The 24,270-nt window shown below is 72.5% G+C and carries 21 protein-coding genes; 12 read left to right on the top strand and 9 right to left on the bottom strand.

Annotated elements, in window-relative coordinates; all coding sequences use genetic code 11:
* Positions 1-34 precede the first annotated feature (34 nt).
* Together HRF36_RS06600 and HRF36_RS06605 are read right to left on the bottom strand one after the other, a co-directional pair.
* Positions 35-712 carry a ScbR family autoregulator-binding transcription factor gene (locus HRF36_RS06600; protein WP_173208193.1) on the bottom strand — a complete coding sequence of 226 codons (678 nt, stop codon included), beginning with the start codon at positions 710-712 and terminating at the stop codon, positions 35-37.
* Between the two features lie 184 nt (positions 713-896).
* Complete coding sequence (locus HRF36_RS06605) at positions 897-1,883, bottom strand: EamA family transporter (RefSeq protein WP_173208195.1); 987 nt, start codon at positions 1,881-1,883, stop codon at positions 897-899.
* Positions 1,884-1,954: 71 nt separating this feature from the next.
* Here HRF36_RS06605 and HRF36_RS06610 point away from each other — a divergent pair, with 71 nt between their 5' ends.
* A complete protein-coding gene (locus HRF36_RS06610) occupies positions 1,955-2,899 on the top strand; it encodes a LysR family transcriptional regulator (RefSeq protein ID WP_173208198.1) in 945 nt (314 codons plus the stop codon).
* 69 nt (positions 2,900-2,968) lie between these two features.
* Here HRF36_RS06610 and HRF36_RS06615 read toward each other — a convergent pair whose 3' ends face one another.
* Positions 2,969-4,261: a M23 family metallopeptidase gene (locus HRF36_RS06615; RefSeq protein WP_173208200.1), complete on the bottom strand. Its 1,293-nt coding sequence runs from the start codon at positions 4,259-4,261 to the stop codon at positions 2,969-2,971.
* A 332-nt stretch (positions 4,262-4,593) separates the two neighbouring features.
* Here HRF36_RS06615 and HRF36_RS06620 point away from each other — a divergent pair, with 332 nt between their 5' ends.
* Positions 4,594-5,664 (top strand): glycoside hydrolase family 6 protein, encoded by a 1,071-nt coding sequence (locus tag HRF36_RS06620; protein WP_173208203.1) that lies wholly within the window; start codon positions 4,594-4,596, stop codon positions 5,662-5,664.
* Between the two features lie 13 nt (positions 5,665-5,677).
* On the opposite strand, the gene HRF36_RS06625 is transcribed toward HRF36_RS06620, so the two are convergent.
* On the bottom strand, positions 5,678-6,076 hold the full coding sequence (locus tag HRF36_RS06625) for a MerR family transcriptional regulator (protein ID WP_173208206.1): 399 nt from the start codon (positions 6,074-6,076) through the stop codon (positions 5,678-5,680).
* 97 nt (positions 6,077-6,173) lie between these two features.
* Here HRF36_RS06625 and HRF36_RS06630 point away from each other — a divergent pair, with 97 nt between their 5' ends.
* Entirely contained in the window at positions 6,174-7,736 is a 1,563-nt protein-coding gene (locus HRF36_RS06630) for a SulP family inorganic anion transporter (protein WP_173208209.1), read from the top strand.
* Between the two features lie 417 nt (positions 7,737-8,153).
* Here HRF36_RS06630 and HRF36_RS16250 read toward each other — a convergent pair whose 3' ends face one another.
* Together HRF36_RS16250 and HRF36_RS06640 are read right to left on the bottom strand one after the other, a co-directional pair.
* Entirely contained in the window at positions 8,154-9,329 is a 1,176-nt protein-coding gene (locus HRF36_RS16250) for a C40 family peptidase (protein ID WP_173208212.1), read from the bottom strand.
* Between the two features lie 104 nt (positions 9,330-9,433).
* Positions 9,434-10,084, bottom strand: a complete 651-nt coding sequence (locus HRF36_RS06640; protein ID WP_173208215.1) for a DUF1992 domain-containing protein — start codon at positions 10,082-10,084, stop codon at positions 9,434-9,436.
* Positions 10,085-10,228: 144 nt separating this feature from the next.
* Here HRF36_RS06640 and HRF36_RS06645 point away from each other — a divergent pair, with 144 nt between their 5' ends.
* Entirely contained in the window at positions 10,229-10,645 is a 417-nt protein-coding gene (locus HRF36_RS06645; protein WP_173208218.1) for a hypothetical protein, read from the top strand.
* Positions 10,646-10,670: 25 nt separating this feature from the next.
* Here HRF36_RS06645 and HRF36_RS06650 read toward each other — a convergent pair whose 3' ends face one another.
* Positions 10,671-11,162: a hypothetical protein gene (locus HRF36_RS06650; protein WP_173208221.1), complete on the bottom strand. Its 492-nt coding sequence runs from the start codon at positions 11,160-11,162 to the stop codon at positions 10,671-10,673.
* 499 nt (positions 11,163-11,661) lie between these two features.
* Between HRF36_RS06650 and HRF36_RS06655 the strand changes: the two genes are divergently transcribed.
* Positions 11,662-13,266 carry an ATP-binding cassette domain-containing protein gene (locus HRF36_RS06655; RefSeq protein ID WP_173208224.1) on the top strand — a complete coding sequence of 535 codons (1,605 nt, stop codon included), beginning with the start codon at positions 11,662-11,664 and terminating at the stop codon, positions 13,264-13,266.
* Between the two features lie 138 nt (positions 13,267-13,404).
* A complete protein-coding gene (locus HRF36_RS06660) occupies positions 13,405-14,541 on the top strand; it encodes a BMP family protein (protein ID WP_173208227.1) in 1,137 nt (378 codons plus the stop codon).
* Positions 14,542-14,647: 106 nt separating this feature from the next.
* Here the strand turns inward: HRF36_RS06660 and HRF36_RS16255 are convergent, their stop codons facing one another.
* Complete coding sequence (locus tag HRF36_RS16255) at positions 14,648-16,762, bottom strand: transketolase (RefSeq protein ID WP_173208230.1); 2,115 nt, start codon at positions 16,760-16,762, stop codon at positions 14,648-14,650.
* A gap of 222 nt (positions 16,763-16,984) precedes the next feature.
* Between HRF36_RS16255 and HRF36_RS06670 the strand changes: the two genes are divergently transcribed.
* From HRF36_RS06670 to HRF36_RS06685, 4 genes are all read left to right on the top strand, one after another.
* Positions 16,985-17,716, top strand: coding sequence for a GntR family transcriptional regulator (locus tag HRF36_RS06670; protein ID WP_173208233.1), 732 nt, complete (start codon positions 16,985-16,987; stop codon positions 17,714-17,716).
* Between the two features lie 107 nt (positions 17,717-17,823).
* The gene (locus tag HRF36_RS06675) at positions 17,824-18,279 is read left to right on the top strand and encodes a PTS sugar transporter subunit IIA (protein ID WP_173208236.1); all 456 of its coding nucleotides are present in this window, start codon (positions 17,824-17,826) and stop codon (positions 18,277-18,279) included.
* Positions 18,276-18,578 carry a PTS sugar transporter subunit IIB gene (locus tag HRF36_RS06680; protein WP_056044337.1) on the top strand — a complete coding sequence of 101 codons (303 nt, stop codon included), beginning with the start codon at positions 18,276-18,278 and terminating at the stop codon, positions 18,576-18,578. The genes HRF36_RS06675 and HRF36_RS06680 overlap by 4 nt, the downstream gene beginning before the upstream one ends.
* A gap of 8 nt (positions 18,579-18,586) precedes the next feature.
* Positions 18,587-20,032 carry a PTS ascorbate transporter subunit IIC gene (locus HRF36_RS06685; RefSeq protein WP_371740056.1) on the top strand — a complete coding sequence of 482 codons (1,446 nt, stop codon included), beginning with the start codon at positions 18,587-18,589 and terminating at the stop codon, positions 20,030-20,032.
* Between the two features lie 120 nt (positions 20,033-20,152).
* Here the strand turns inward: HRF36_RS06685 and HRF36_RS06690 are convergent, their stop codons facing one another.
* A complete protein-coding gene (locus HRF36_RS06690; protein ID WP_173208242.1) occupies positions 20,153-21,463 on the bottom strand; it encodes an amidohydrolase in 1,311 nt (436 codons plus the stop codon).
* A gap of 232 nt (positions 21,464-21,695) precedes the next feature.
* Between HRF36_RS06690 and HRF36_RS06695 the strand changes: the two genes are divergently transcribed.
* Both HRF36_RS06695 and HRF36_RS16060 read left to right on the top strand, forming a co-directional pair.
* A complete protein-coding gene (locus tag HRF36_RS06695) occupies positions 21,696-22,745 on the top strand; it encodes a nuclease-related domain-containing protein (RefSeq protein WP_173208245.1) in 1,050 nt (349 codons plus the stop codon).
* A 140-nt stretch (positions 22,746-22,885) separates the two neighbouring features.
* Positions 22,886-24,190, top strand: a complete 1,305-nt coding sequence (locus HRF36_RS16060; RefSeq protein WP_173208248.1) for a SpoIIE family protein phosphatase — start codon at positions 22,886-22,888, stop codon at positions 24,188-24,190.
* The last annotated feature ends 80 nt before the right edge of the window (positions 24,191-24,270 follow it).

Consider the following 24,270-nt stretch of genomic DNA (forward strand, 5'->3'; position numbering starts at 1 on the left):
CGTTGAGGGGACTGGAAAACCGGTCGACCAGTATCTAACCTGGGTTCGCAGAGGAAACGTCGGGGGACGGGGGTACGTCCGACGGCCTGATCAGCGGGGGCAACGAGCTGATCAGGCCGTCGCGCCCGGGGGCCACCACGGTCGGCAGCACGAAGGCCCACATGTCACGCAGCCGGTCGAACAGGTCGGCCCGGCCGGTGAGGGCCTGCGACACGATGTGTACGCCGGCGTACGACCCGACGACGAACCGGGCGACGCTTTCGACGTCGGTGTCGACACGGAAGTCCCCGTCGGCCACGGCGCGATCGACGAGACCAGAGATCTGGGCCTGCCAGTCCCGATACGGGTGCTCGACCCGGAGGTCGCGGCTCGGCGACTGCGTGGTCAACCGGATGCCGGCCGTCACGAGCACCTCGGTGGTCAGCTGCGTGGCGAGCGAGGCACACGAGAGCATGAGCGCCTCGGCACCACTGCCCGCCGTCTCGGACACCTGATCGGCGTAGGCCCGAGAGAGCGCGTGTTGCTCGGCGATCACGGCATTGGCGAGGTCGGCCTTCGAGCGGAAGTGGAAGTACAGCGCACCCTTGGTCACCTTCGCGGTCTCGGCGACGAGATCGAGCGAAGCCTCACTGTAGCCGTGCTCGTCGAAGACGACGGCGGCGCCTCGGATGATGGCGGCACGGGTCGCCTGGGCGCGTTTCTGCTGGGGCATCGGGTGGGTTTCTCCTGCGGGTCGCCGCGGCGCCCTGAGAGGCACCGCGCGGCCGCCCCCCGCCGGCCGTTGCACACGTTACCGGGGCCACCTGCACCCCCCTGACAACCTTCGGGGTACGTGTGGCGAAGCGTTTCGGGGTACGACCGACCGGTCCGCCCGCCCCCCAGGTCCGGTCGAGATGTCACGACCTGCCGCTCAGGTTAGAACCCGAGCGGCACGTCGTGACATCTCGACCCGCAGCCGGGTGGGGAGGCGCGGGCGGGGCGACCAGCGCCTCCTCGGGGCCGCCGTCCCCGACGCCGGCCCTGGGCACGCGGCTGGCGTAGAGCACCCCGCCGACCACCGCGACCCCGGCGACGAGCTCGACCAGGTCGGGCACCTCGCCGAACGCCAGCCAGGAGGCCAGCACGCCGACCACGGGCACCAGCATCGAGAACGGGGCGACGGTCGCCGAGGGGTAGACCGAGAGCAGGCGCGTCCAGATGCCGTAGCCGACGACCGAGGCGATCAGCACGAGGTAGAGCAGGCAGAGCACCGACGGCAACGCCTCGAGCGTGAACACCGTGCCGAGGCTCTCGCCGATGCGCTCGGGGCCCTCGACGACGAACGACAGCGCGAGCATCGGCACCGGAGCGACGATCGACATCCACAACGTCAGGTGCATCGGGTTCGGCGGCGCGGCCCGTCGGACGGCCACGTTGCCGACCGCCCAGCCGAGCGCACCGCACAGGGTCAGCACGACGGGCAGCAGCGCGGCGACCTGCGACCGGTGACCCGCGATGACGACGAGACCCACGACGGCGATGCCGATGCCGATCGCCTGCCGACGGGTGATGCGCTCGCGCAGCCAGAACCCGGCGATGACGACGGTGAATGGAGCCGAGGCCTGCAGCACGAGCGAGGCGAGGCCCGAGGGCATGCCGGCCGCGATGCCGAGGTAGAGGAACGCGAATTGCAGCATGCCGAGGGTGGCCCCCACGAGCAGGAGGCGCGGCCACGGGATCGCCGGACGCGGCACCAGCAGCACGGTCGGCACCGCGAGCAACGTGAAGCGGAGGGCCACGAGCAAGAAGGGCGGGAAGTGCTCGAGGGCGATCGCCGTCACGGGGAAGTTGATGCCCCAACAGACGGCGACGACGAGGGCGAGGAGGCGGTCGCGGACGGTCACCGGTCCATCGTGGCGCGGGCGACCGTTCAGGACCAGCGCAGATCGCTGCCTGGTCATTGTAGGCTGCCTTCATGGACGTGACCCACCTCGACCTGCTGCGCGAACTGGCCGACCGAGGCAGCGTCACCGCGGTGGCCGACGCGACCCATCGATCGCCCAGTGCCGTCTCTCAGCAGCTCAAGACCCTGCAGCGTCAGCTCGGGGTGGAACTCGTGCGACGGGTCGGGCGGGGTGTCGAGCTGACCGAGGCCGGTCGGGCACTGGCGCGGGCCTCGATCGGCGTCGCGACGGCGGTGGCCGAGGCCGAGGCCGCGTTCGAGGCCGTCCGGGGCGGCACCGGCGGTGTCGTCCGCGTGTCGATGTTCGCCTCGGCGGCCGAGCTGCTGCTGCCCGGGTTGCTGCATCGGATGCGGTCGCACCCGGGCATCGAGCTCGACGTCGCCGACCGGGACGTCTCGGAAGACGAATTCGCCCCCCTCACGGCGGACTTCGACCTCGTGCTGGCCCACCGGTCGGACGGCGTGCTGCCACCGGGCCGGGGGGCGGTCGCGGTCGTGTCGCTGCTGCGCGAACCACTCGAGGTCGCGCTGTCGCTCGACCACCGCCTCGCCGACCGCCCGCGTGTGACGATCGACGACGTCATCGGCGAGCGCTGGATCGGCGTGCCCGAGGGCTACCCGATCGACCGCGTGCTGGTGTCGATGGCTCTGCAGTCGGGAGTGGCACCCGAGGTCGTCCACCGCACCGTGCACCTGCCCCTGATCGAGAACCTCGTGGCGGCCGGCCACGGGGTCGCCCTCGTCCCGCGCCACACCTCGGCCTCGCGCGCGCCCGGCAGGTTCCACCTGGCGACGCTCGAGAACGTGCGGGCCGGGCGGCACCTCGAGGCCTTGATGCGACCCGATCGAGCCGCTCGCCCGGCCGTCCGCACCGTGGTCGACGAGATCCGGGCCGAGGCCGCCTCGATCCAGGTGCACGACGACCCAGCAGGCCCGACGACGGGCGAGTTCAGCTGAGACGGGCCGGTGCGGACGCCCGGAACCGCCGAACACGCCCGCCTCACGGCCCCTGCCGCCCAGCAGCCGTCAGCGGACGCCCTTCGTCGCGAGGAAGACCACGGGGTCGGTCGCGACGCTGCCCTGCCGCACCTCGAGGTGCAGGTGGCAGCCGGTCGAGCCGCCCGAGGTGCCGACGCCTGCGACGTTCTGACCGGCCTGGACCTGCTGGCCGACCGAGACGTAGATGCCGTTGCGTTCCATGTGGGCGTAGGCGCTGCTGACCCCGCCGCCGTGGTCGACGACGATGAGGTTGCCGTAGCCGCTCGAGGGCCCGGCGTAGCTGACCCGGCCGGCCGAGACCGAGTAGATCGGCGTTCCGCAGGCTGCTCCGAAGTCGGCACCGGCGTGCAGCCGACGGTCGCCGCTGATGGGGTGGATGCGGTAGCCGTAGGCCTGGTACGAGCTGTATGAGCGGATGGCGGCGACCCAGCCGGTGCCGGGGTCGGGCACCGTGACGCCCGGGCCGGGCCCCCCGGTGCCGGGTGCCACGGGGCCCGTGCCCCCACCGACGGCCGGTGCGGGGCGCGCTGCGGCAGCGGCGGCGGCCGCAGCGGCCGCTTGCGCCTGGGCGTAGGCCTGCTCGAGCGTCATGCGGTCGTCCTCGAGCAGGGCGACCTGGGCGGCGAGCGTGGCTTTCTCGTCGTCGACGGCTGCGAGGTCGGCCTCGGCCGTCACACTGGCGGCGGCCGCCTCGTCGAGAGCGGTCTGCGCGTCGGCCGCCAGCCGGTCGCGCTCGGTGAGCGCGACGGCGGCCTGGTCGGCCAACGAGGTGGCGAGGTTGTCGGCAGACTGGGCTCGCTCGCGGAGACGGCCGACGTTCTCGCCGAGCTTGCTCGACAAGCTCAGCCCCTTGAGCACCTCTTGGGCTCCGTCGCCGGCCGCGAGCAGGTCGCCCACCATGCCGCCGCTGCCGGGGCGGGCCATCAGTGCGGCTGCCTGGCCCACGACCCGTCGTGCGGAGTCCGCCGTCTCGCGGGCCTCGGCCCGGCGCGTCTCGAGCTGCTCGTGTCGGGCGGTCGCCTCGTCGACGGCCGCCTGGGCCTCGCCCAGGACGCGTCCGGCCTCGTCGACCGAGGTGCGGGCGGCCTCGGCACGGGCCGACGCGGCGTCGAGCGCCGTCTGCAGGTCGGCGAGCGCCTTCTTCTTGGCGGACTCGTCACCTCGGGCGGAGAGGACGGCCTGCCAGGTGGGGGCGGCGGCGCTCGCGCGGTCGGGGACGAGGAGCGTGGCGAGCAGTGCGAGCGCCAGGACGACGGCGGCTGCCGACGTCCGACGGCGGAGTGGGCTCGAGGCGGGAACGGGGCGGACGGAGTGGTGCATGGCTCTCTGTCTGTCTGGTGCGCAGGACCTGTCTGGTGCGCAGGACGCGTGCTGACGTGCGGGGGCGTCCACGCTCGGGCCTCGGGGACGCCTCATTCTACCAAGCCGGGCCGGGACCGAGCGAGCGCGACCGGTCGGCACCGCACCTCCTCGGCGTGGCCCACGGCCTGGGGACGAGACGTCGACCGGGCGGCCACGGGGCCCTCGAGAGGGGCGTGCGTGGTACGGCCGTGTCCCCCTTTCGGCCCCTGTGCGCCGGGGGGCATCCGTGGTCGACTGTGCGTTCCACCATCGTCGGGGCAGCATCCCCGACTGCGCCGAGAGAGGCGCAGATGGCATCGTCCCGACCGGCCCGGACCACCCTCGGCCTGTTCGTCGCGGCCACCGTCGTCCTGCTGACCGCGTGCTCGACGGGCGACACGCCCCGTCCGACGCCGAGCGACGGGTCGGCCTCCCCCAGCCCGACACCGACGTCCCAGGCGACCCGAGTGACCCCCGAGACGATCCGCACCGCCCCGACCGACGCCGTCTTCCACGGCGGCATCGCCCTGGAGCCGAACTCGCTGGCGGCACGAGCCGAGGCGACGCTGAGCGCCGACGGTGAGACGGCCGCCGCCCGGGCCGCCGCCCTGATCGCGAAGCGTCCCGTCGCCATGTGGATCGGCGACGGCTACGACGACGCCCAGCTCGTCGACGTCGTCACCGACTACCTGGACGCGGCCGAGGAGCAGGGCGCGACGCCCGTGTTCGTGACCTACGCGATCCCCGACCGGGACTGCGGCAACTATTCGGCCGGTGGCCTGTCGGTCGAGCGCTACCCCGCCTGGAACGCGACCATCGCGGCCACCCTCGCCGGGCACCGGGCCGTCGTCATCGTCGAGCCCGACTCGCTGGGCATGCTGAGCCGGTGTCCCCAGCTGGCCGAGACGCGCCTCCCGCTGTTGCGGCAGGCGGTCGCCGACTTCTCGGCGGCGGGCGTGCCCGCCTACCTCGACGGCGGCAACTCGCACTGGGTGCCGCCCGAGGTGATGGCCGAGCGGCTCGAGGCGGCCGGGGTCGACCGGGCGCGCGGCTTCTTCACCAACGTCGCCGGTTTCCATCCCGTGGGAGACGAGCAGCCCTACGCCGAGGAGGTGGCCGCGATGACGGGCGGCAGCCGCTACGTGATCGACGTGTCGCGCAACGGGCGCGGCTGGAAGGGCACCTGGTGCAACCCCGAGGACGTCGGACTCGGCCAGGACCCTCGCGTGGTCTCGGACGACGGCCGCCTCGACGCCTTGCTCTGGGTCAAGACGCCGGGCATCAGCGACGGCACCTGCAACGACGGCCCGCCGGCCGGAGAGTGGTATCCGACCTACGCCGAGATGCTCGTCGACCGTCGCCCCGAGTGGGCCCGCCGCTGAGCCGCGGCCGGGCTCACCGCAGGCGGGCTCGCAGCAACTCGAGGAACTCGTCGGCCATCGCGAGCTGACGCTCGAGCTTGGCGCGGCGCTCGACGGTCTCGTCGATGAACGCGGCCAAGGAGGCGCGGGTGACCCGATCGCGTCCGTCACCCTCGTCGTCCGACCCGCCGTCGAGCGCGTCGACGACCCGCAGCAGCTCGGCCATCTCGTCGAGGCTGAACCCCAGCGGCTTCATCCGCCGGATCACCATGAGTCGCAGGTAGTCGTCGTGCGTGTAGAGCCGGAACCCGCCCTCGCTGCGGCCCGACGGCGTCAGCAGGCCGATCTCGTCGTAGTGGCGGATCGTGCGCAGCGACATCTCGGTGCGTTCGGCGAGTTCGCCGATCTGCATCGTGGCGGTCTCGTCGGGCATGGGGTCTCGTTTCATCTCTACCCTCACGTAAGGGTAGGGTTGCATCGTACGGCAGTGTCGCCGGTCCTCATTCTTCCGCACACCCCAGGAGTCCCCCGTGACCACTGCCCCCGACTCCGACCGCGCGCGCCCTGAACCCGCCGCGCGGTCGGTCCGCCCCGACCGCCCCGCCGACACGGTGTTGTCCGTGTTGCGCAACCCGCGCCTCCTGACCCGCGAAGCGCTGGCCGGCGTCGTCACGACGCTCGCACTCGTGCCCGAGGTCATCTCGTTCTCGGTCATCGCCGGGGTCGATCCGATGGTCAGCCTCGTCGCGTCGATCGTGCTGGCGCTCGTCATGTCGGTGCTCGGCGGGCGCCCGGCCATGGTCACCGCCGCCGCCGGCTCGGTCGCGCTCGTGATCGCGCCGCTGGTGCGCGAGCACGGCACCGACTACGTGCTGCCCACGGTGGTGCTGGCGGGGCTCGTGCAGCTGGCGTTCGGTCTCGCCGGCCTGGCCCGACTGATGCGGTTCATCCCCCGATCGGTGATGATCGGCTTCGTCAACGCGCTCGGCGTGCTGATCTTCGTGGCGCAGGTGCCGCACATCATCGACCAGCCGTGGGTCGTCTACCCGTTGTTCGCCCTGACCATCGCGATCGTCGTGCTGCTGCCGAAGGTGACGAAGGCCGTGCCGGCACCGCTGGTCGCCATCGTCGTCGTCACGGTCATCGCCGTGGCCGCCCGCCTCGACGTGCACACCGTCGGCGACGAGGGACCGATGGGCGGCGGCCTGCCGGGCCTGACGCCCTGGCTCGCCCCGTTCACACTCGAGACGCTGCAGATCATCTGGCCGACGGTGCTCAGCGTCGCCTTCGTCGGGTTGATGGAGACCCTGCTGACCGCGAAGCTCGTCGACGACCTCACCGAGACCCCGTCGCACAAGGGCAAGGAGTCCTGGGCGCTCGGAGTCGCGAACATCGCGGCCGGTTTCTACGGCGGCATCGCCGGCTGCGCCATGATCGGCCAGACGGTCGTCAACGTGAAGATCGGGCGGGCCCGCACCCGGGTGTCGACCATCGCCGCAGGGCTCTTCCTCTTGCTGCTGGTCACCGGGCTGAGCGCCGTGATGTCGGCGATCCCGATGGTCGCACTGGCGGCGGTCATGATGATCGTCGCGATCACGACCGTCGACTGGCACTCGCTCAAGCCGTCGACCCTGCGGCGCATGCCGGTGCCCGAGACACTGGTCATGGTGATCACGGTGGCCGTGGTCGTGGCGACGAACAACCTCGCCCTCGGCGTCGCGGTCGGAGTGCTGCTCGCGATGGTGCTCTTCGCCCGCCGTGTCGCGCACGTCATCACGGTAGAGCGGCACGTGACGCCCGGCACCGGAGCCGACGGGGGTGCCGAGAGCGTCGCCGAGACGGTGCGCTACGACGTCGTCGGCCCGTTGTTCTTCGGCAGCAGCAATGACCTCGTCGAGCACTTCTCCTACGGCGACGACCCGGCGACGGTCGTGGTCGACCTGTCCCGTGCGCAGGTGTGGGACGCGTCGAGCGTCGCCGCCCTCGACTCGGTCGACGAGAAGTTCCGGGCACACGGCGTGACGGCGACGTTCGTCGGGCTGGACGACCGCAGCGAGGCGTTCCACGGCCGCCTCACCGGTCGTCTCGGGTAGCGGGCCGCCCCGGGGACGCGACCCGCGCCTCCTGGTCCTGCCCGCCCGCCCGGCCGTCCGTCTCGATGTGCAAATCGCGACAACTGCGGCCGGGAAAGGGGCTTCCGGCGAAGATGAGCGGCGCGTCGTCGGCCGGTGGTCGGGTTTGGTCCGCGGGATCGACCCCCGTCGGTCGCGAATTGCACGGACGGCCCGATCTGGGCCTGACCGAGAGGCAGCGGGGCGACGTCGAAGCCCCGGAGGCGCAGCTCGGCAGACCAGGACGGCCGACACCCCGGAGGCGCAGCTCGGCAGACCAGGGCGGCCAGACCCCGAAGACGCACCGTGTCACCCAGCAGGGTCAATCCCTTGGAGGCCGCATCTCAGCAGACCAGGGCGGCCAGACCCCGACGCCGTATCGAGACGGGAGCCCCCGGCTCAGCCGTCGATGCGGACGAAGTGGTGCGCCTGGTTCCAGATGGGACGGACGTCGACGAATCCGCCGGGCTTGGGGGCGTCGAGGATCATGCCGTTGCCGGCGTAGATGCCGTCGTGGGCCAGGTTGTCGAAGACGACGAGATCGCCCGGCACCGCCTCGGACGCGGGGATCGTGCGACCCTCGGTGTTCTGCGTGGGCACGTAGTGGGTGAGCTCGATGCCGAACTGCGCGTAGACGAAGGTGATCAGACCCGAGCAGTCGAACTTCGAGGGGTCTTCGCCGCCATGCACGTAGGGGGTGCCGATGTACTGCAGCGCCACCGCCAGCACCTGGTCGCGGTCAAGCTCGGGGTAGAGCGGGTTCGCGAGGTAGTCGGCCGTGGTCGGCCCCTCGTAGGTCGTGTTCGCCGCGGCCTTGCGGTTCTGCAGGTTCTGCGTCACGACGTCGACCATCGAGGTGGCGGAGTAGGCGTCACGGGCCGTCTCGTCGGACTCGTCGGACAACGAGGCCGTGTCGACGGACAAGGTCTGCGATCCGAGCGAGGACCGTGCCGACGCACCCGCGGCGACCGCCTGGGCCTCGTCGCCGGTCGTCGCGAGCAGGGGCAGCACACCGCTGGCGGCGAACCCGACGATCGCCGTGACGATGGAGAGCTTCTTGACGACGGTGCCGACGCTACGGGCCGCACCGACGCGTTCGGCAGGCCCGGCTGAACGACGGCCCGGCGCGGCGGGGCGTGCAGCCGAGGTCGAGGCCCGGCGTGCGCGACGCGACGGTCGAGCAGCGGCCGGTCGAGCGGCGGCCGGTCGAGCGGCAGCCGAGGAGGCGCGGGCAGCGACCGCGGGACGATCGGCGTCGGTCGCGGCGGACTGCTCGAGACCGAGGAGGGGACTGGTGCGGGCCGGGGCGTCGGTGCGACGCGGCCGGACCCGCGGAGCGACCGCGGCCTCGGCGGCATCGACGAGCGCGGGGCACTCGACGAACGACTCGCGGTGCGAGGTCGGCAGGACGTCGCGGCGCGCACGGCGTTCACGACGCTCGAGGGCGAGGCGGGCCGAGCGCTCACCGAGCGGACGGGAGCTGGTCTGGCCTGCGCCTTCTCGACCGGAACCGTCGACGGGACCAGCCGTCGCGCCACCCTGATCTCGAGAGGTCGAGGCGGCGGGCTTCGTCACGCGTGCGGTCCTCTCGTCTGGGCTGATGCGAACACTCGACCCTAGCGCGCATCATCCTCGAGGTGTAGTTGTCGCCGGAAAAAGGTCACGAATCGGTCACGAGATCATGCGGGTGATCGCTCGTCGGGTGACCCGTGACCACCCGGTGTCGACGGGCCCGGCACCCCACGGCGACGCTTGAGCTCACGGCGCAATGCCCGCCGTTCGCGCCACGTCGGCGGAGGGGGCGGGACGGCGGCGGCTTCGGCGGACCGCCTCGCCTGACGCCTCTCGTGCCAGTGCAGCACCTCGGCGTCGACGTCGCGCGTGGGCGTCACCACCGGGGGACCGCCAGAGAGCTGGCGCCTCGCCTCGACGATGCGGGCGTTGAAGTCGTCGAGGTGCGACCGGACGGCGGCCTCGGACCGCAGCCGGTCGAGCTCGGCGTGCAACCCGGTGCTCTCGGCCCGCAGGGAGAGGGCCGGCGGGGCGAGGCCGGTCAGGCCCTCCCTCTCGATCAGGCCACGGAGCCACCAATCGGGATCGACCGTGCCACCCGTCGGCCCGGGCAGGGGTTTGCCGGCCAGCGGCAAGTCGTCGAACTCGCCCCGCGCGATCGCGAGGTCGATCGCCGTCCGGGCCCAGGCCCGCATCTCGGCGGCCGTGCGGGTGTCGCGGGGCGCGTCGTCACCCGGCACGTCGCCGTCGACCCGGTAGCGCGCCGCGTCGACGCGGTGGTCGCGACCCTGCGGTCGTCGTTCGGGTTCTCGGTCCATGCGCCGCGCCTCCTGCGCTCGTGTCGGACGGCGGGCGACGCCCTGCCGTCGCCGTGTGCCGGTTCGTCGCGTCGAGGTTACGCCGCGCCACCGACAGCGGCCGGGCCTAGCCTGGGACCCCCGCCCGTCGACCGAGGAGGCCACATGCGCGATGCCGCCCCACCCGCCCCCGGGACGATCTCGGCGGCGTACGTCCTGTGGATCGTCGTCGTCGCCCTGGGCGTCGTCGGCGCCGTCGTGCTGATGCTGTTCGGCGGACCGGCCCGGGTGTCGACCTCCGGCGGGGCCCTCGCGGACCCTCGCGGCGCCGACATCGCCGGCGGGGTGTTCGCGATCGTGGTCGGCCTGGTCCAACTGGCGGTCGTGCGGTCGATGCGCGACGGGCGGCGCTGGGCACGCACCGTGTTGCTCGTGCTGACCATCCTGCAGGTGCTGGGCGGCGTGAGCGGGGCGAGCGGAGGCGGGGTGCTCGAGTGGGCGTCGGTGATCTGCGCGCTGATCGCCTGCCTGCTGATGCTCCTGCCGACGTCGACGGCCTTCTTCGAGCGGCAGGCCCGCTAGACCCCGCCGGGCCGGACCCGCTGGTTCAGACCTGGCGGCCTCGAGCACGGGCGCGCAGCACGTCGACGACGATCGCGCCGACCACGGCCCCCGCGCCGAGCAGGGCGAGCACGGTGCTCGACCGGACGAACTCCGAACGACGGCCGCGGGGCAGGCGGCCGGCGGCGAGGTCGTGCAGCAGTTGGCCGGAGGCCGCGAGGCAGGCCGACTCGGCCTCGGCGTCGTGCAGCGACCAGTCGGGCACGGACACGTCGCCGATCACGCTGACGTCACCGTCGTCGGCGTCGAACCAGACGTCGATCGGCGCCCGCCTCGGGCCCGTGATCGTCAGCACGCGTGACTGCCAGCCGGCACGACGGATGGCGCCACCCGGAACCTCGTCACCGACCCAGGAGTGGACGACCCGCAGCCGTCCGCTCTCCTCCGCAGCGGCCAGGTCGAGGGCACGCCGCAGCCGGTCGACGAACGGCGGACGCTCGGGTTCGGGCAACGAGATGGTCGGCAGGCCTCGGTACATGCCGACAGTGTGCCCCGCCCGCCTGGACGCCGCCGCACCCGCCGGCGCGCCGGGCATCTCCTCGCACGGCGCCAGGATGTGGTCACAGCGCCACGACTAGTCCTGGCGCTGTGTCCACGTCCTGGCGGCGAGCGCAGGAGGCGCGGGTCGGCCGACTCCCGCCCCTTGCGGTCCGGCGTGGGTACGACCTACCGTGGCCGGGTACCCCGTCGCGAGAGCAGGCACCGGCGCGGCCGACACACCGGCCGGTCGACCGCCCTCGCGGGCACGGGGGCCCACCGCACAGAAGGCAGAGCGTTGCGTCTCATCACCGGTACTGCGCCCCTCGCGCAGCAGTCGCCCTCGCACTGACGCCACTCCCGCCCGCCCCGTGAACCGGGCGCCGCCTCGATCGAGGCGCCGCGCCTCCTGACGGGTCGTTCCCCCGCCGCAGCCGACCTCCGTCGCCGGCGAGGGACGGGTGGTCGTCGTGCTCCGACACCATCCACCGGGAGCCCTCGTGCCCACCACCACACCCTCCATCGTCCTGTCCGACCTCTCGTTCTCCTGGCCCGACGGCTCGGGGGTTATCGACCACCTGTCGACCGCGTTCGGTCGTGGCCGCACCGGCCTCGTCGGCGCGAACGGCGCGGGCAAGTCCACGCTCGTCCGGCTCGTCACGGGCGACCTCGTCCCCACCGGAGGACGTCTCACGACCACCGGCGAGGTCGACCTGCTGCCACAACGGCTGCGGTCCCGCGCCGACGACACCGTGGCCGACCTGCTGGGGGTCGGCCCGCGCCTCCTCGCCTTGCGGGCGATCCTCGCCGGCGACGCGACCGAACGGCAGTTCGAGCTGCTCGCCGACGACTGGGACGTCGAGTCGCGCGCCGCCGCGGCCCTCGCCGACGTCGGGCTGGGCCACCTCGACGGCGGCACCAGCACCGGCACCGGCACCGTCCTCGACCGCCCGGTGTCGACGCTGTCCGGAGGGCAGGCCGTGCTCGTCGCGATCGCCGGGGTCCGGTTGCGGGGTCGGCCGATCGCCGTGTTCGACGAGCCCTCGAACGACCTCGACCGACGATCGCGCGGCCTGCTGCTCGACGTGGTCGACCGCTGGCGGGGGACGCTCGTCGTCATCAGCCACGACCGCGAGCTGCTCGAGCACGTCGACGAGATCGCCGAGCTGCGCGACGGCTCGATGACCGTGTTCGGGGGCACCTGGTCGGCCTACGAGCAGCAGCTCGCGGTGCTGCAGGCCGCGGCCGAGCGCGACGTCCGGGCCGCCGAGCAGGTGTTCAAGGCCGAGCGGAGGCAGCGCATCGAGGCCGAGACGACCATCGCTCGGCGGGCCAAGGCGGGAGCACAGGCCGGTGAGTCGATGCCGAAGATCATGGCGAACCAGCTGCGCGGCCAGGCCGAGGCGACGGCGGGCTCGCTGCGCAAGGCGCACGCGTCGTCCGAGCAGGAGGCGCGGGTCGCGGTCGACACCGCCGAACGACGCCTGCGTCGTGACGACACGATCGTGGTCGACCTGCCGGACCCGGCGGTCCCGGCGTCCCGGCGCCTCGCCGAGCTGACCGTGCGAGGACGCACCGTGGTCGTCCAGGGGGCGGAGCGCCTGGCCGTCGTCGGCGACAACGGGTCGGGCAAGACGACGCTGCTCGAGCAGCTCGTCGGTGCGCCGGACGCGCGGCCGCATCCGCTTCCCGACACGCACGCCGTCGCCCTCACCGGTCGGGTCGCCCACCTCGGGCAAAAGAAGGACTCACTCGACGACGGACTCACGGTGCTCGAGAACGTCCGGCGGGCTGCACGGGACGTTCCTCCGCGCGAGGTGCGTAACCGCCTTGCACGGTTTCTCATCCGGGGAGACGTCGTGGACCGGCTCGCCGGGACGCTCTCGGGCGGCGAACGGTTCCGGGTGGCGCTGGCCGGACTGCTGCTCGGCGACCCGCCGCCCGAACTGCTGGTGCTCGACGAGCCGACGAACGACCTCGACATGGCGAGCACCGACCACCTGCTCCAGGCGCTGCGGGGCTACCGCGGGGCGCTCGTGATCGTCAGCCACGACGAGGCCTTCCTCGAGCGGCTCGGGCTCGACGCCCGGGTCGTGGTCGGCTGAAGCCCGGGCACCAGCCCGCCGCACGGCGCGCCCCGTCACACGCTTGGCACGGCGGCCCGGAGGCAGTTGACTGTGTCCACCCGCCCGGCCCGCACCGCCGGCAGTCCGCAGCACACACGCCCTCGGAGGTTCCGCCTCATGCTCGCCCGTCCCGCCGCACCCGCACCTCTCACCGACCCCGCCCGCCCGGGTGACCGAGGGTCGTCCCGCCTGCGTCACCCGCGCCTCCTCGGTGTCGCCGGCGGCCTCGCCGGTCTCGCCCTGCTCGCCGGTTGTGCCAGCGCTCCCGCCGAGGGAGGCGGCAGCACCGCCGGGGCGTCCGAGAACTGTGCGCGCATGGTGACGAACTCCGGCGGACTCGACGACCGCTCGTTCAACCAGTCGAGCTGGGCCGGGCTGCAGAAGGCCGAGAAGGACGACGGCATCCAGGCCCGTGTGCTCGTGTCGACGACCGAGAACGACCTGGCGCCGAACGTCGCGCAGGCCGTCGACTCGGGCTGCGGCTTCGTGCTGACGGTCGGCTACGAGCTCGCCCCCGCCACCGAGGAGCAGGCGAAGGCCCACCCCGACATCGACTTCGCCATCGTCGACGAGACCGTCGAGGCGCCGAACGTCAAGCCGATCCTGTTCGACACGGCCCAGGCCTCGTACCTCGCCGGATACCTCGCGGCAGGCGTCAGCAAATCGGGCAAGGTCGCCACCTTCGGCGGCGGCAACCAGCCCCCGGTCACCCTGTTCATGGACGGCTTCTCCGACGGCGTCGACGCCTACAACGCCGCGCACGACACGAGCGTGCAGCTGCTCGGTTGGTCGAAGGAGGCGCAGGACGGCTCGTTCACCGGTGACTTCGAGGACGTCAACAAGGGCAAGCAGCTCGCCCAGGCGCTGATCGACCAGGGCGCCGACGTCATCATGCCGGTGGCCGGCCAGGTCGGCGAGGGGGCCGCGTCGGCCGCACTCGCCACGGGCGGCGTCGACGTGATCTGGGTCGACAACGACGGCTACGACACCCTGCCCGCCGAGTACCGGCCGATCGTGTTGACCAGCGTCATCAAGGACACCGAGAAGGCCGTCCAGCAGATCGCCGTGTCGTCGACCGACGGCTCGTTCAGCAACGACCCCTACGTCGGCACGCTCGACAACGGCGGGGTCGACCTCGCACCGTTCCACGACCTGGCGTCGTCGGTCAGCCCCGAGCTGTCCGACGAGCTCGACGCCTTGCGCGGTCAGATCGCCAGTGGAGCCGTCACGGTCACCTCCCCCAGCCAGCCGTAGCCCTGGCCCCGGCCCCGCCACCCCGTCGACCGGGCAGAAGATGCTCCTCCGCGTGAGCCGAGCAACACCTTCTGCCCGCTCGCGGGCCCGGACGGGGAGGCGCGGGTCAGGACGCGACGGAGGTCGCGGCCCGGCCGGCCGCCGTCCGCACCGCGGCGACGACGCGGTCGGTCGTCATGCCGCGCTCGCGCAGGGCGTCCGCCGCGGGGGCGGACAGGCCGAACTCGTCGATGCCGACGATGACTCCGTCGGGGCCGGCGACGCCCTCCCAGCCGAAGCTCGCGGCGGCCTCGACGACGACCCGGGCCGAGACGGCGCGGGGCAGCACCTGCTCGCGGTACTGCTCGGACTCGGCGTCGAACCATTCGCGGCACGGCATCGACACAACGCGCACGGCCAGGTCGTCGATCTGCGCGACGGCCTCGAGCACGAGGGCGACCTCGCTGCCCGTGGCGACGACGACCACGTCGGGCGTGCCCGCGTCGGGCGTGCCGGCGGCGGCCGAGCCGTCAGCCGCGCCGCCGGTCCGTGCCGGTGCGTCCTGCACCACGTAGGCCCCGCGACGCACGCCCGCGCGCACCACGTCGACCGGCGTCGAGGCGACCGGCAGCGGCTGGCGGGCGAGCACGAGACCGGCGGGCCCGTCCTTCTCGAGGATCGCGAGCCAGGCCGCGGCCGTCTCGGCACCGTCGGCGGGACGCACCACCGAGAACCCGGGCATGGCGCGCAGGCTCGCCAGGTGCTCGATCGGCTGGTGCGTCGGCCCGTCGGCGCCGAGGGCGACCGAGTCGTGCGACCAGAGGTACGTGACCGGCAGCTGCATGAGCGCCGCCAGACGGATCGCCGGGCGCTGGTAGTCGCTGAACACCAGGAACGTTCCGGCGAAGAACCGTGAGCCCTCGATCAGCGAGATGCCGTTCATGGCCGAGGCCATCGCCCCTTCGCGCACTCCCCAGTGGACGTTGCGGCCGGCGCGGCCGGTGCCGGGACCCTCGTCGGGGAGGTACGACGCGCCTCCTGCGATCGCCGTGCGGTTGGGCTCGGCGAGGTCGGCGGACCCGCCCCACAACTCGGGCAGCGCCTCGGCGAGCGCCTGGATGACCTTGCCGGACGCGTCGCGGGTGGCGAGCGTGTCGCCCGGCGAGAAGACGGGGAGGCGCGACTCGAGGTCCGCGGGCAGGGCGCGCGACCGTGAGCGCTGCAGCTCGGCGGCGGCCACGGGGTGGGCGGCCTCCCAGGCGTCGGCGGCGACCTGCCAGGCCTCACGGGCGGCCCGGCCCCGCTCGAGCACGGAGCGGGTGTGGGCGAGCACGTCGGCGTCGACCGTGAAGGGCTCGGACTGGACGCCGAGCTCGACCCGGGTGGCCGCCACCTCGTCGGCTCCGAGCGGGGCGCCGTGCGCCGCCGAGGTGTTGCGTGCGTTCGGGGCGGGCCAGGCGATCTGCGACTTGAGCACGACGAGGTGCGGGCGGTCGCCGCGGCGGTCGGTGGCCGAGAGCACCTCGTCGAGGGCCTCGACGTCGACGTCACCGTCCGAGGCGAGGCCGACGTGGTCCACGCGCCAGCCCTGCGCGGCGAAGCGGGCACCGACGTTCTCGCTCGAGGTCAGGCTCGTGTCGCCCTCGATCTGGATGTCGTTGTCGTCGTAGATCACGGTGAGGCCGCCGAGGCGGTGCCGTCCGGCGAGCGCGCCGGCCTCGTACGAGAGCCCCTCCTGCAGGTCGCCGTCCGAGGCGAGCACGAAGACGCGGCGGTCGAAGACGGACTCGCCGGGTGCGGCGTCGGGGTCGTTGACGGCACGCTCGTGCGCGATGGCCATCGCCATGCCGACGGCCGTGGCGAGGCCCTGGCCGAGCGGCCCGGTCGTGGTCTCGACGCCGGGGGTGTGGCCGAGTTCGGGGTGGCCGGGCGTGCGCGACCCGAAGGAGCGGAACGCCTTGAGGTCGTCGAGCGACACGTCGTAGCCGGTGAGGAAGAGCTGCGTGTACAGCAGGACGCTCGCGTGCCCGCAGCTCAGCACGAAGCGGTCGCGGCCGGCCCAGTCGGGCGCCTGCGGGTCGTGCCGCAGGTGCTTCTGGAAGAGGAGGTGCGCGACGGGGGCCAGTGCCGCGGCCGTCCCCGGGTGCCCCGACCCCGCGCGCTCGACGGCATCCAGGGCGAGAAGGCGGGCGGTGGTGACGGCGGCGTGGTCGAGAGACGTCTGGTCGAGAGCATGGGTCACGTGTGGGGGCTCCGGTTCGGGGTGGGGCGGGCGCGGACTCCGACGACCGTAACGGAAGGCATCATGACGTCATGACGAATCAAGACGACTTCGGAGTTGCATGCGTGACCCGAGGGACGTACTCTCGTGAAAGTCATCATGACGACTTGACGACCTGACGACTCGGGTCCGAGCCGGCCCCGGTCGGCGACACCATCTTCAGCAACGGCGCGGAGGCACCAGATGAGCACCACGAGCGGCACGAGCAAGTACGTGGCCGTGCGCGAGCACCTGCTGTCCCGCATCCAGAAGCTCGAGCCCGGGTCGCAGCTGCCCGCCGAGCCCGTGCTCTGCGACGAGTACGGCGTCAGCCGGATCACGCTGCGGCACGCGGTCGACGGCCTCATCGCCGACGGTCACCTGGTCCGCGAGCACGGTCGCGGCACCTTCGTCACCGAGCCGCAGTACCGACTGCACTACCGCGAGCGGTTCGCCGACGAGGTCAAGGGCTTCCACGCGCAGCAGACGGGCGAGGGCTTCGCGGTCAGCACCCGCGTGCTCGACCAGAAGGTCGTCCGGGCCGGCGAGACCGTGGCGAGTCATCTCGACATCAGCTCGGCCGACGAGGTCGTCGAACTCACGCGCCTGCGTTTCGTCAACGGCTCGTTGCACCACCTCGTCGTGACCTGGCTGCCGTACGCGCTGTTCCCCGAGACCTCGAGCGTCGACTTCACCGACGGCTCGCTCTACGGGCACCTCGACCGCGAGCACGGCGTGACGCTCGCCCGACAGGACCTGCTCGTCTCGCTCGACAACGCGAACACCCTCCACGCCGACGAGCTCGACGTGCCGCTCGGCACGACGCTGCTCAAGATCGCGTCCACCGTCTACGACGGGGACGAACGGGCCGTCGCCTACGGCACCAGCCACTTCACCCCGCAGAACAGCGAGATCTTCTTCGGCCTGCACGGCTGACCGACCGGGCGCTCCCCGGCTGCCGGGCCGCGCCTCCTGACCCCACCGATATCCACCACCGACGCCCGTCCCGACGCCGACGTCACCGACCCCCACCAGGAACGACAGTGCTGACCGACCTCCTCACCCCCGAGACCATCCTCTTCGCCGACCGCGTCGACGGCTGGCGCGACGCCGTCGAACGCGTGGCGCAGCCCTTGCTCGACAGCGGCGCGATCAGCGTCCACTACGTCGCGGCCATGACCGACTCGATCGCCGCGGGCGGCACCTACATCGACCTCGGCTTCGGCATCGCGCTCGCGCACAGCCGGCCCGAGAACGGCGTCGAGCGCACCGGGCTGTCGAGCCTGCGCGTCGGCGAGACCGTCCTGTTGAACGACGAGCCGGCCCACCCGATCGACCTCTTCTTCTGCCTCGCCGCGACCGACCCGCAGAGCCATCTCGACACGATGATGGCCCTCGCCACCCTGCTCTCCGACGAGACGCTCCGCGCCGAGCTGCTCGCCTCCTCCACCCCCGCCGACACCCTGGCGGTCCTCACCAAGATCGGACAGAACGCATGAAATTCCTCGCCGTCTGCAGCTCGGGCCTCGGCTCGAGCTTCATGGTCCACATGAACATCGAGAAGGTCCTCAAAGAGCAGGGCATCACCGGGGTCGACGTCGACCACGCCGACCTCGGCTCGGTGGGCCCGGGTGCCGCCGACGTGATCTTCGTCGGTGCCGACCTGGCCGACTCGGTCGGCGGCCTCGGCGACGTCGTGGTGCTCGACAGCATCATCGACCTGGCCGAACTGCGCACCAAGGTGCGCGAGACCGCCGTGCGCAAGGGCGTGACCGTGCCCGACGCCGGGGCCAACTGATGGAGGGCGTGCTCTCCGTCCTGCTGGACGTCTTCCGTCAGCCCGCGATCATCGTCGCGCTGATCTCGCTCGTCGGCCTGCTGCTGCAGCGCAAGGCGTTCAGCGACGTGCTCAAGGGCACCGTGCGCACGCTCGTGGGCTTCCTGGTGCTGGCCGCCGGCGCGGGCGTCGTCGTGGCCTCGCTCGACCCGTTCGGCGCCATGTTCCAGCAGGCGTTCAACGTGCAGGGCGTGGTGCCGAACAACGAGGCGATCGTCGGCCAGGTGCTGCTCGACTACGGCTCGGCCGCCGCACTGATCTTCTTCTTCGGGTTCATCGTCAACGTGCTGCTGGCCGCGACGACGCACTTCAAGTACATCTACCTCTCGGGTCACGTCGCCTTCTACATGGCCGCGATGATCGCCGTGATCCTCGGCGTCGCCGGGTTCCCGGTGTGGGGCGTCGTGCTCTGGGGTGCCCTGCTGCAGGGTCTCGTCACCACGCTGTCGCCGGCCATCGTGCAGCCCTTCATGCGCAAGGTCACCGGCTCGAACGACGTCGCCCTGGGCCACACCGGTGGCGCCGGCGTCGCGCTGAGCGGCCTGGTCGCCACCCTGACCCGCGGCAAGGGCGGGCAGTCGAAGTCGACGGAGGACATCACCTTCCCGAAGGGCCTCGGCTTCTTGCGCGACACCACGGTGATCGTGGCGCTCTCGATGGCCGTGATCTACGTGATCGTCGCCCTGTTCGCCGGGGCCTCGTTCGTCGAGACCGAGCTGAGCGGCGGCCAGAACTACATCGTCTACGTCATCATGCAGGCCGCGACCTTCTCGGCCGGTGTCTTCGTGATCCTCGCCGGCGTGCGCGTCGTCCTGGCCGAGATCGTGCCCGCGTTCAAGGGCATCAGCGAGCGCCTCGTGAAGAACGCGATCCCCGCGCTCGACGTGCCGATCACCTTCACCTTCGCCCCGAACGCCGTGCTGATCGGGTTCCTCGCGAGCTTCGTCGGCGGCATCGTCGGCATGTCGGTGATGATCTTCGCCGGCACCGCCATCGTGATCCCGGGTGTCGTGGCGCACTTCATGACCGGAGCCGCCTCGGGCGTCATCGGCAACGCCGCGGGCGGTCGACGCGGAGCCGTCCTCGGTGCCTTCGCCAACGGTCTCGCGATCACGTTCCTGCCGCTGTTCCTGCTGCCGGTGCTCGGCGACATCGGGCTGTCGAACTCGACCTTCTCCGACTCGGACTACGGCGTGGTCGGCATCCTGTTCGGCCAGATCAGCCTGGCCGGTGGTCAGATCGCCGTGATCGTCGCGATCCTCGCGTCGCTCGTGCTGGTCTACGCGTCGAGCCTGTTCGTGCGGGCGCGCGCCCGTCGTGGCAACGGCGACGGTCGTGACGGTGGCGACGGGTCGGACGACTCCGCCACCGACGCCGGTACGCCTCGCGTCGGCGAGACCGCCTCGGCCCGCTAGGTCGGTCGACCTCCCGGCGACGACGGGCGGGTGCGGCGGGAACGGGCGTCTTCGGACGCCCGCCTCCCCCGGGCCCGCCCGTTCTGCGTGTTCGGGACCGCCCGATGGACGGCCGCGGGCTCAGTGCCTCGCGCCTCCTGACACCTCGAGGTCGAGCAGCCACTCGCGGGCCGCGGCGACGAGTGCGTCCACGCCGTTCGACAGGGTGGGGTCGACGACCGGCGCGTAGAGCGGGGAGTGGTTCGAGGGCAGTCCTCCGACGATGCGGACGAGGTCCGCCGGAGACTGCGCCTCGGCGAACGACGCCGGGTCGGCACCCCCGAGCAGCCAGAAGCTGCACGGCGCACCGGCCGCGGTCGCGAGGATGCCGACGTCTTCGCTGCCCGTCACCGGCCCGGGAGAGATGACCCGCTGCTCGCCGAAACGACGCACCAAGGAGGCGCGGGTGCGGTCCGCCGCGAACGGGTCGTTCACGACGGCCGGGAAGCTCTCGTAGTGCTCGACCGTCGGCGGCTGCGGTGCGCCGGCCGCCGCGGCCTCGCCCTCGACGATGCGCGTGACGGCGGCGATCGCCCGGTCGCGGACGTGCTCGTCGAACGACCGCATGCTGATCAGGATCTCGGCGGTGTCGGGGATCACGTTGTTCTTGGTGCCCGCGTGGATCGAGCCGACGGTGATGACCAGCCGGTCGGCCGCGGACGTCTCGCGGGAGACGACGGACTGCAACCTCAGGACGGTCGCGGCCGCCAGCACGATGGGGTCGACGGTCGTCTCGGGGCGCGACCCGTGGCCCCCGCGCCCGTGGAAGATGATGCGGATGCCGTCCTGCGCGGCGAACGCCGGGCCGGACTGCAGGGCGACGAAACCGGCCGGGAACGGAGCGACGTGCTGACCGAGGACGACATCGGGGGTGGGGACGCGCTCGAACAACCCGTCGGCGACGAGCGCGCGGGCGCCGGCACCGAGTTCTTCGGCGGGCTGGAAGAGTACCTCGAGGGCGCCCGACCAGGCGCCGTCGGCCGCCAGCCGGCGAGCGGCACCGACGAGGCAGGTCACGTGGACGTCGTGGCCGCAGGCGTGCATCACCGGCACGTCGCGACCGTCGGGATCGGTGCCTCGGGCGGTGCTCGCGTAGTCCAGGCCGGTGGCCTCGGCGACGGGCAGACCGTCCATGTCGGCGCGGAGCAGCACGGTCGGACCGTCCCGACGACGGAGGACGCCGACCACCCCCGTGCCCCCGATGCCGGTCTGCACCTCGAAGCCCAGGGCGGTCAGTTCGGCCGCGACGATCGCTGCCGTCGCGTCCTCGTGGAACGACAACTCGGGGTGTCGGTGGAGGTGTCGGTACAACTCGTCGAGCGGGGCCCCCACGGCCGGCGGCCGGGCGTCGCCGAGAGGGGGGCGCGGCTGGTCGGTGCCGGTCGAGGTCATGAGGTGCTCCTCTGGTGGTGCGTGGGTGGTCCGTCGTCCCGACGTTACCCACCACCCCCGACGCCCGCCAGGCCCCCGCCTCGTCGATGAGACGACCACGGTATCGGCCCGCGCCACGCCAGGAGGTGGGCACGACGCCAGGACCAGTGATGGCGCTGTGTCCACTTCCTGGCGTCGTGCCCGCCCGGCGAGGCACCCCCGCCACGCCCGCACGCCGTGTTCTGCTGGACGCATGCCGTTCGACCAGAGCCTCGTCCCGTGGATCATCGCCGCCCTGCTGCTCGTCGCCCTGATCGTCGTCGCCGTCGTGCTGCGCGCCCGGGCGACGCGCGCCCTCGCCGCGGCGAAGGCTGCCGCCGACGAGCAGGCCCGGGCTGCCCGCCAGCAGCACGAGGCCCTCGCCGCCGCCCACGACGACGCCCTCGCGCAGGCCACCGACGACCACGCCCGTGAGCGCGACGCCCTGGCCGAGCAGCGCGAGGCCGCGCTCACCGAGGCGAAGCAGGCCCGGGACCTCGTGGCGGCCGGCCTCAAGTGGGAGGCCACCTCGCGCGACGACCTCGCCGAGGCCTGCCGTCAGCTGGGGGTCGACGCCGTGCTGCTGACCAACGTGGTCTTCGTGCCCGTGGCGACCAGCGCCTCCTCGCGGTTCGTCGCCCAGGTCGACCACGTCCTGCTCAGCGAGACCGGCGTGATGGTGATCGAGAACAAGGGCTGGAACGGCATCGTCTTCGACGGGCTCACGCCGAGCAGCGTCTTCCCGGCGTTCGCGGGCCTGTTCGACGAGACCACGATGACGCCGCCGTTCGCGCTGCAGGTCGTCAAGGACTCCCCCACGGTCCTCACCGTCCGGACTCATCTCGGCCGGGACGCCCCCGCCTCGCAGGTGCGGAGGCAGGCGCAACGGCTCTCCGACCGGGTGCAGGCCGAGACCGGCGTCCGGCTCTGGTTCGACACCTGCGTGTTCTACTCGCACCGCGACGCGACGGTCTTCGCGACCGAGCGCGACGCCACCGACGGAGGCGCGGCGACCGCGATCGTGTCGCACCGGTCCCAGCTCGCGGGCGTCGTCCGCGAACTGACCTCGCGGCCGACGAAGAAGCTGTCCCGCGCCCGGGTCGACGACCTGGCCCGGCTGTTCGCGTCGTACGGGGCCGACGTGCTGCGCTTCGGCGCCCACGCCCAGGAGCCCCGGGAGGCGCCGGTCGCGTCGACCCCGCAGGTCTCCGTCGCGTCGGCGTCCGAGGCCGCGGACGTCCAACTCCCCGACCCGACCGAGTGAGTCCGTCGAGGTCGACGGCGCGGTGCCGGTTCCGCGCACACCGCGCCTCCTGGGTCCTCGGCTTGTGGGGTCGCACCCTGTAGCGTCGTCCTGAAGGCGAAACAAGACGACACCTGTGGTCGAAGGGCGAGGGGATGCGCGTGGGACGTGTGACGGAGGCTGCCGACTCGGTCGGACGAGCCCTCAACACGGCCCTGCGGCGTGTGCCGATCGAGAAGGTGCCGCTGTTCCGGCAGTCGTTCATCGCCCTGTTGATCGCGCTGGCCGCCGTGCTGAGTTCGACGTCGCCGTGGCTCGTCGTCACCGACGCGATCACGATGTGGCTCGGGGTCGCCGTCGCCCTCGCCGCGCTGGTCTTCGCCGCTCTGATGGCCCGTCACGCCGAGCTCCGCCGGTGGGAGATGCTGGTGCCCGCCGCCGACTTCGTCGCCGTGGGGCTGCTGCGCTACGGAACAGGCGACCAGCGGTCGGTCTTCCTGCCCATCGTGCTGCTGGCGGTCATCTGGGTCGCGTCGTGGCCCGGCCGTCGCAACGTGGTGCTGCCCCTGATCGGCACGTGCGTCACCTTGCTCATGCCGTACCTCTTCAGCCCCGACGGGCGCGGGCCGAGCGAGCTGATCCGACTGGCCTTCGCCCTGGTCGTCTACGCGACGGTCGCCGCGTCGGTCAACGAGCTGGCCCGGCAGGCCAAGGCTCGACTCGAGCGGGCTCGGGCCCAGCAGCACGCCGTGGAGCGTGAACTCAACCGTGCGGCCGTGGTGCAGCAATCGCTGCTGCCGCCCGACGCCTCGACGCTGCCCGACGCGTTCTCGGTGTTCGGGGCCTGCGTCCCGGCCCGCGAGGTGGGCGGCGACTTCTTCGACTGGTACCCGACCTCGACCGGCATCGCCGTGACCGTCGGCGACGTGATGGGCAAGGGCGTCGGCGCGGGCATGATTGCGGCCGCGGTGCGCTCGGTGATCCGCAGCAGCGTCGACGACGGCGACCCGGCCGAGGCCTTCCACCGCGCCTCCGTGGGGTTGACGACGAGCGCCTACGACACCGAGACGCAGTTCACGACGTCGTTCCACGCCCGCATCGACACCGGCGGCGGGGTGCTCTGGGCCGATGCCGGGCACGGCCTCGCGTTCATCCGTCGGGCGGCGGGCGGCGTCGAGCGGCTCGACTCGACCGACCTGCCGATCGGCGTGGGCACCGGCTGGCACGGGCATCGATCGCAGCTCGACGAGGGTGACGTGTTCGTCTGCGTGAGCGACGGTGTGCTCGACCTGTTCCCCGTCGAGCTCGAGGCCCTGCACGATCTCGAGCGGCTGCTCGCCGCCACCCCCGAGCCCGCCCGCATCGTCGACGTCGTCGAGGGGCTGGCCCGCGAGCGCGACCGCAGCGACGACGTCACCGTGGTGGCGACGACCCTGGTGCCGGCGTCCGTGCCGGTACGGACCTGACCCGGTCGGCCGTCCGATCCGCGCCCGGGGTTCCCGCCACGAAGTGAACATCGGGGTGTTGACTTCGAGCCACCCGGAGC

It is taken from the genome of Frigoribacterium sp. VKM Ac-2836 (assembly GCF_013248995.1).
Lineage (GTDB): Bacteria > Actinomycetota > Actinomycetes > Actinomycetales > Microbacteriaceae > Frigoribacterium.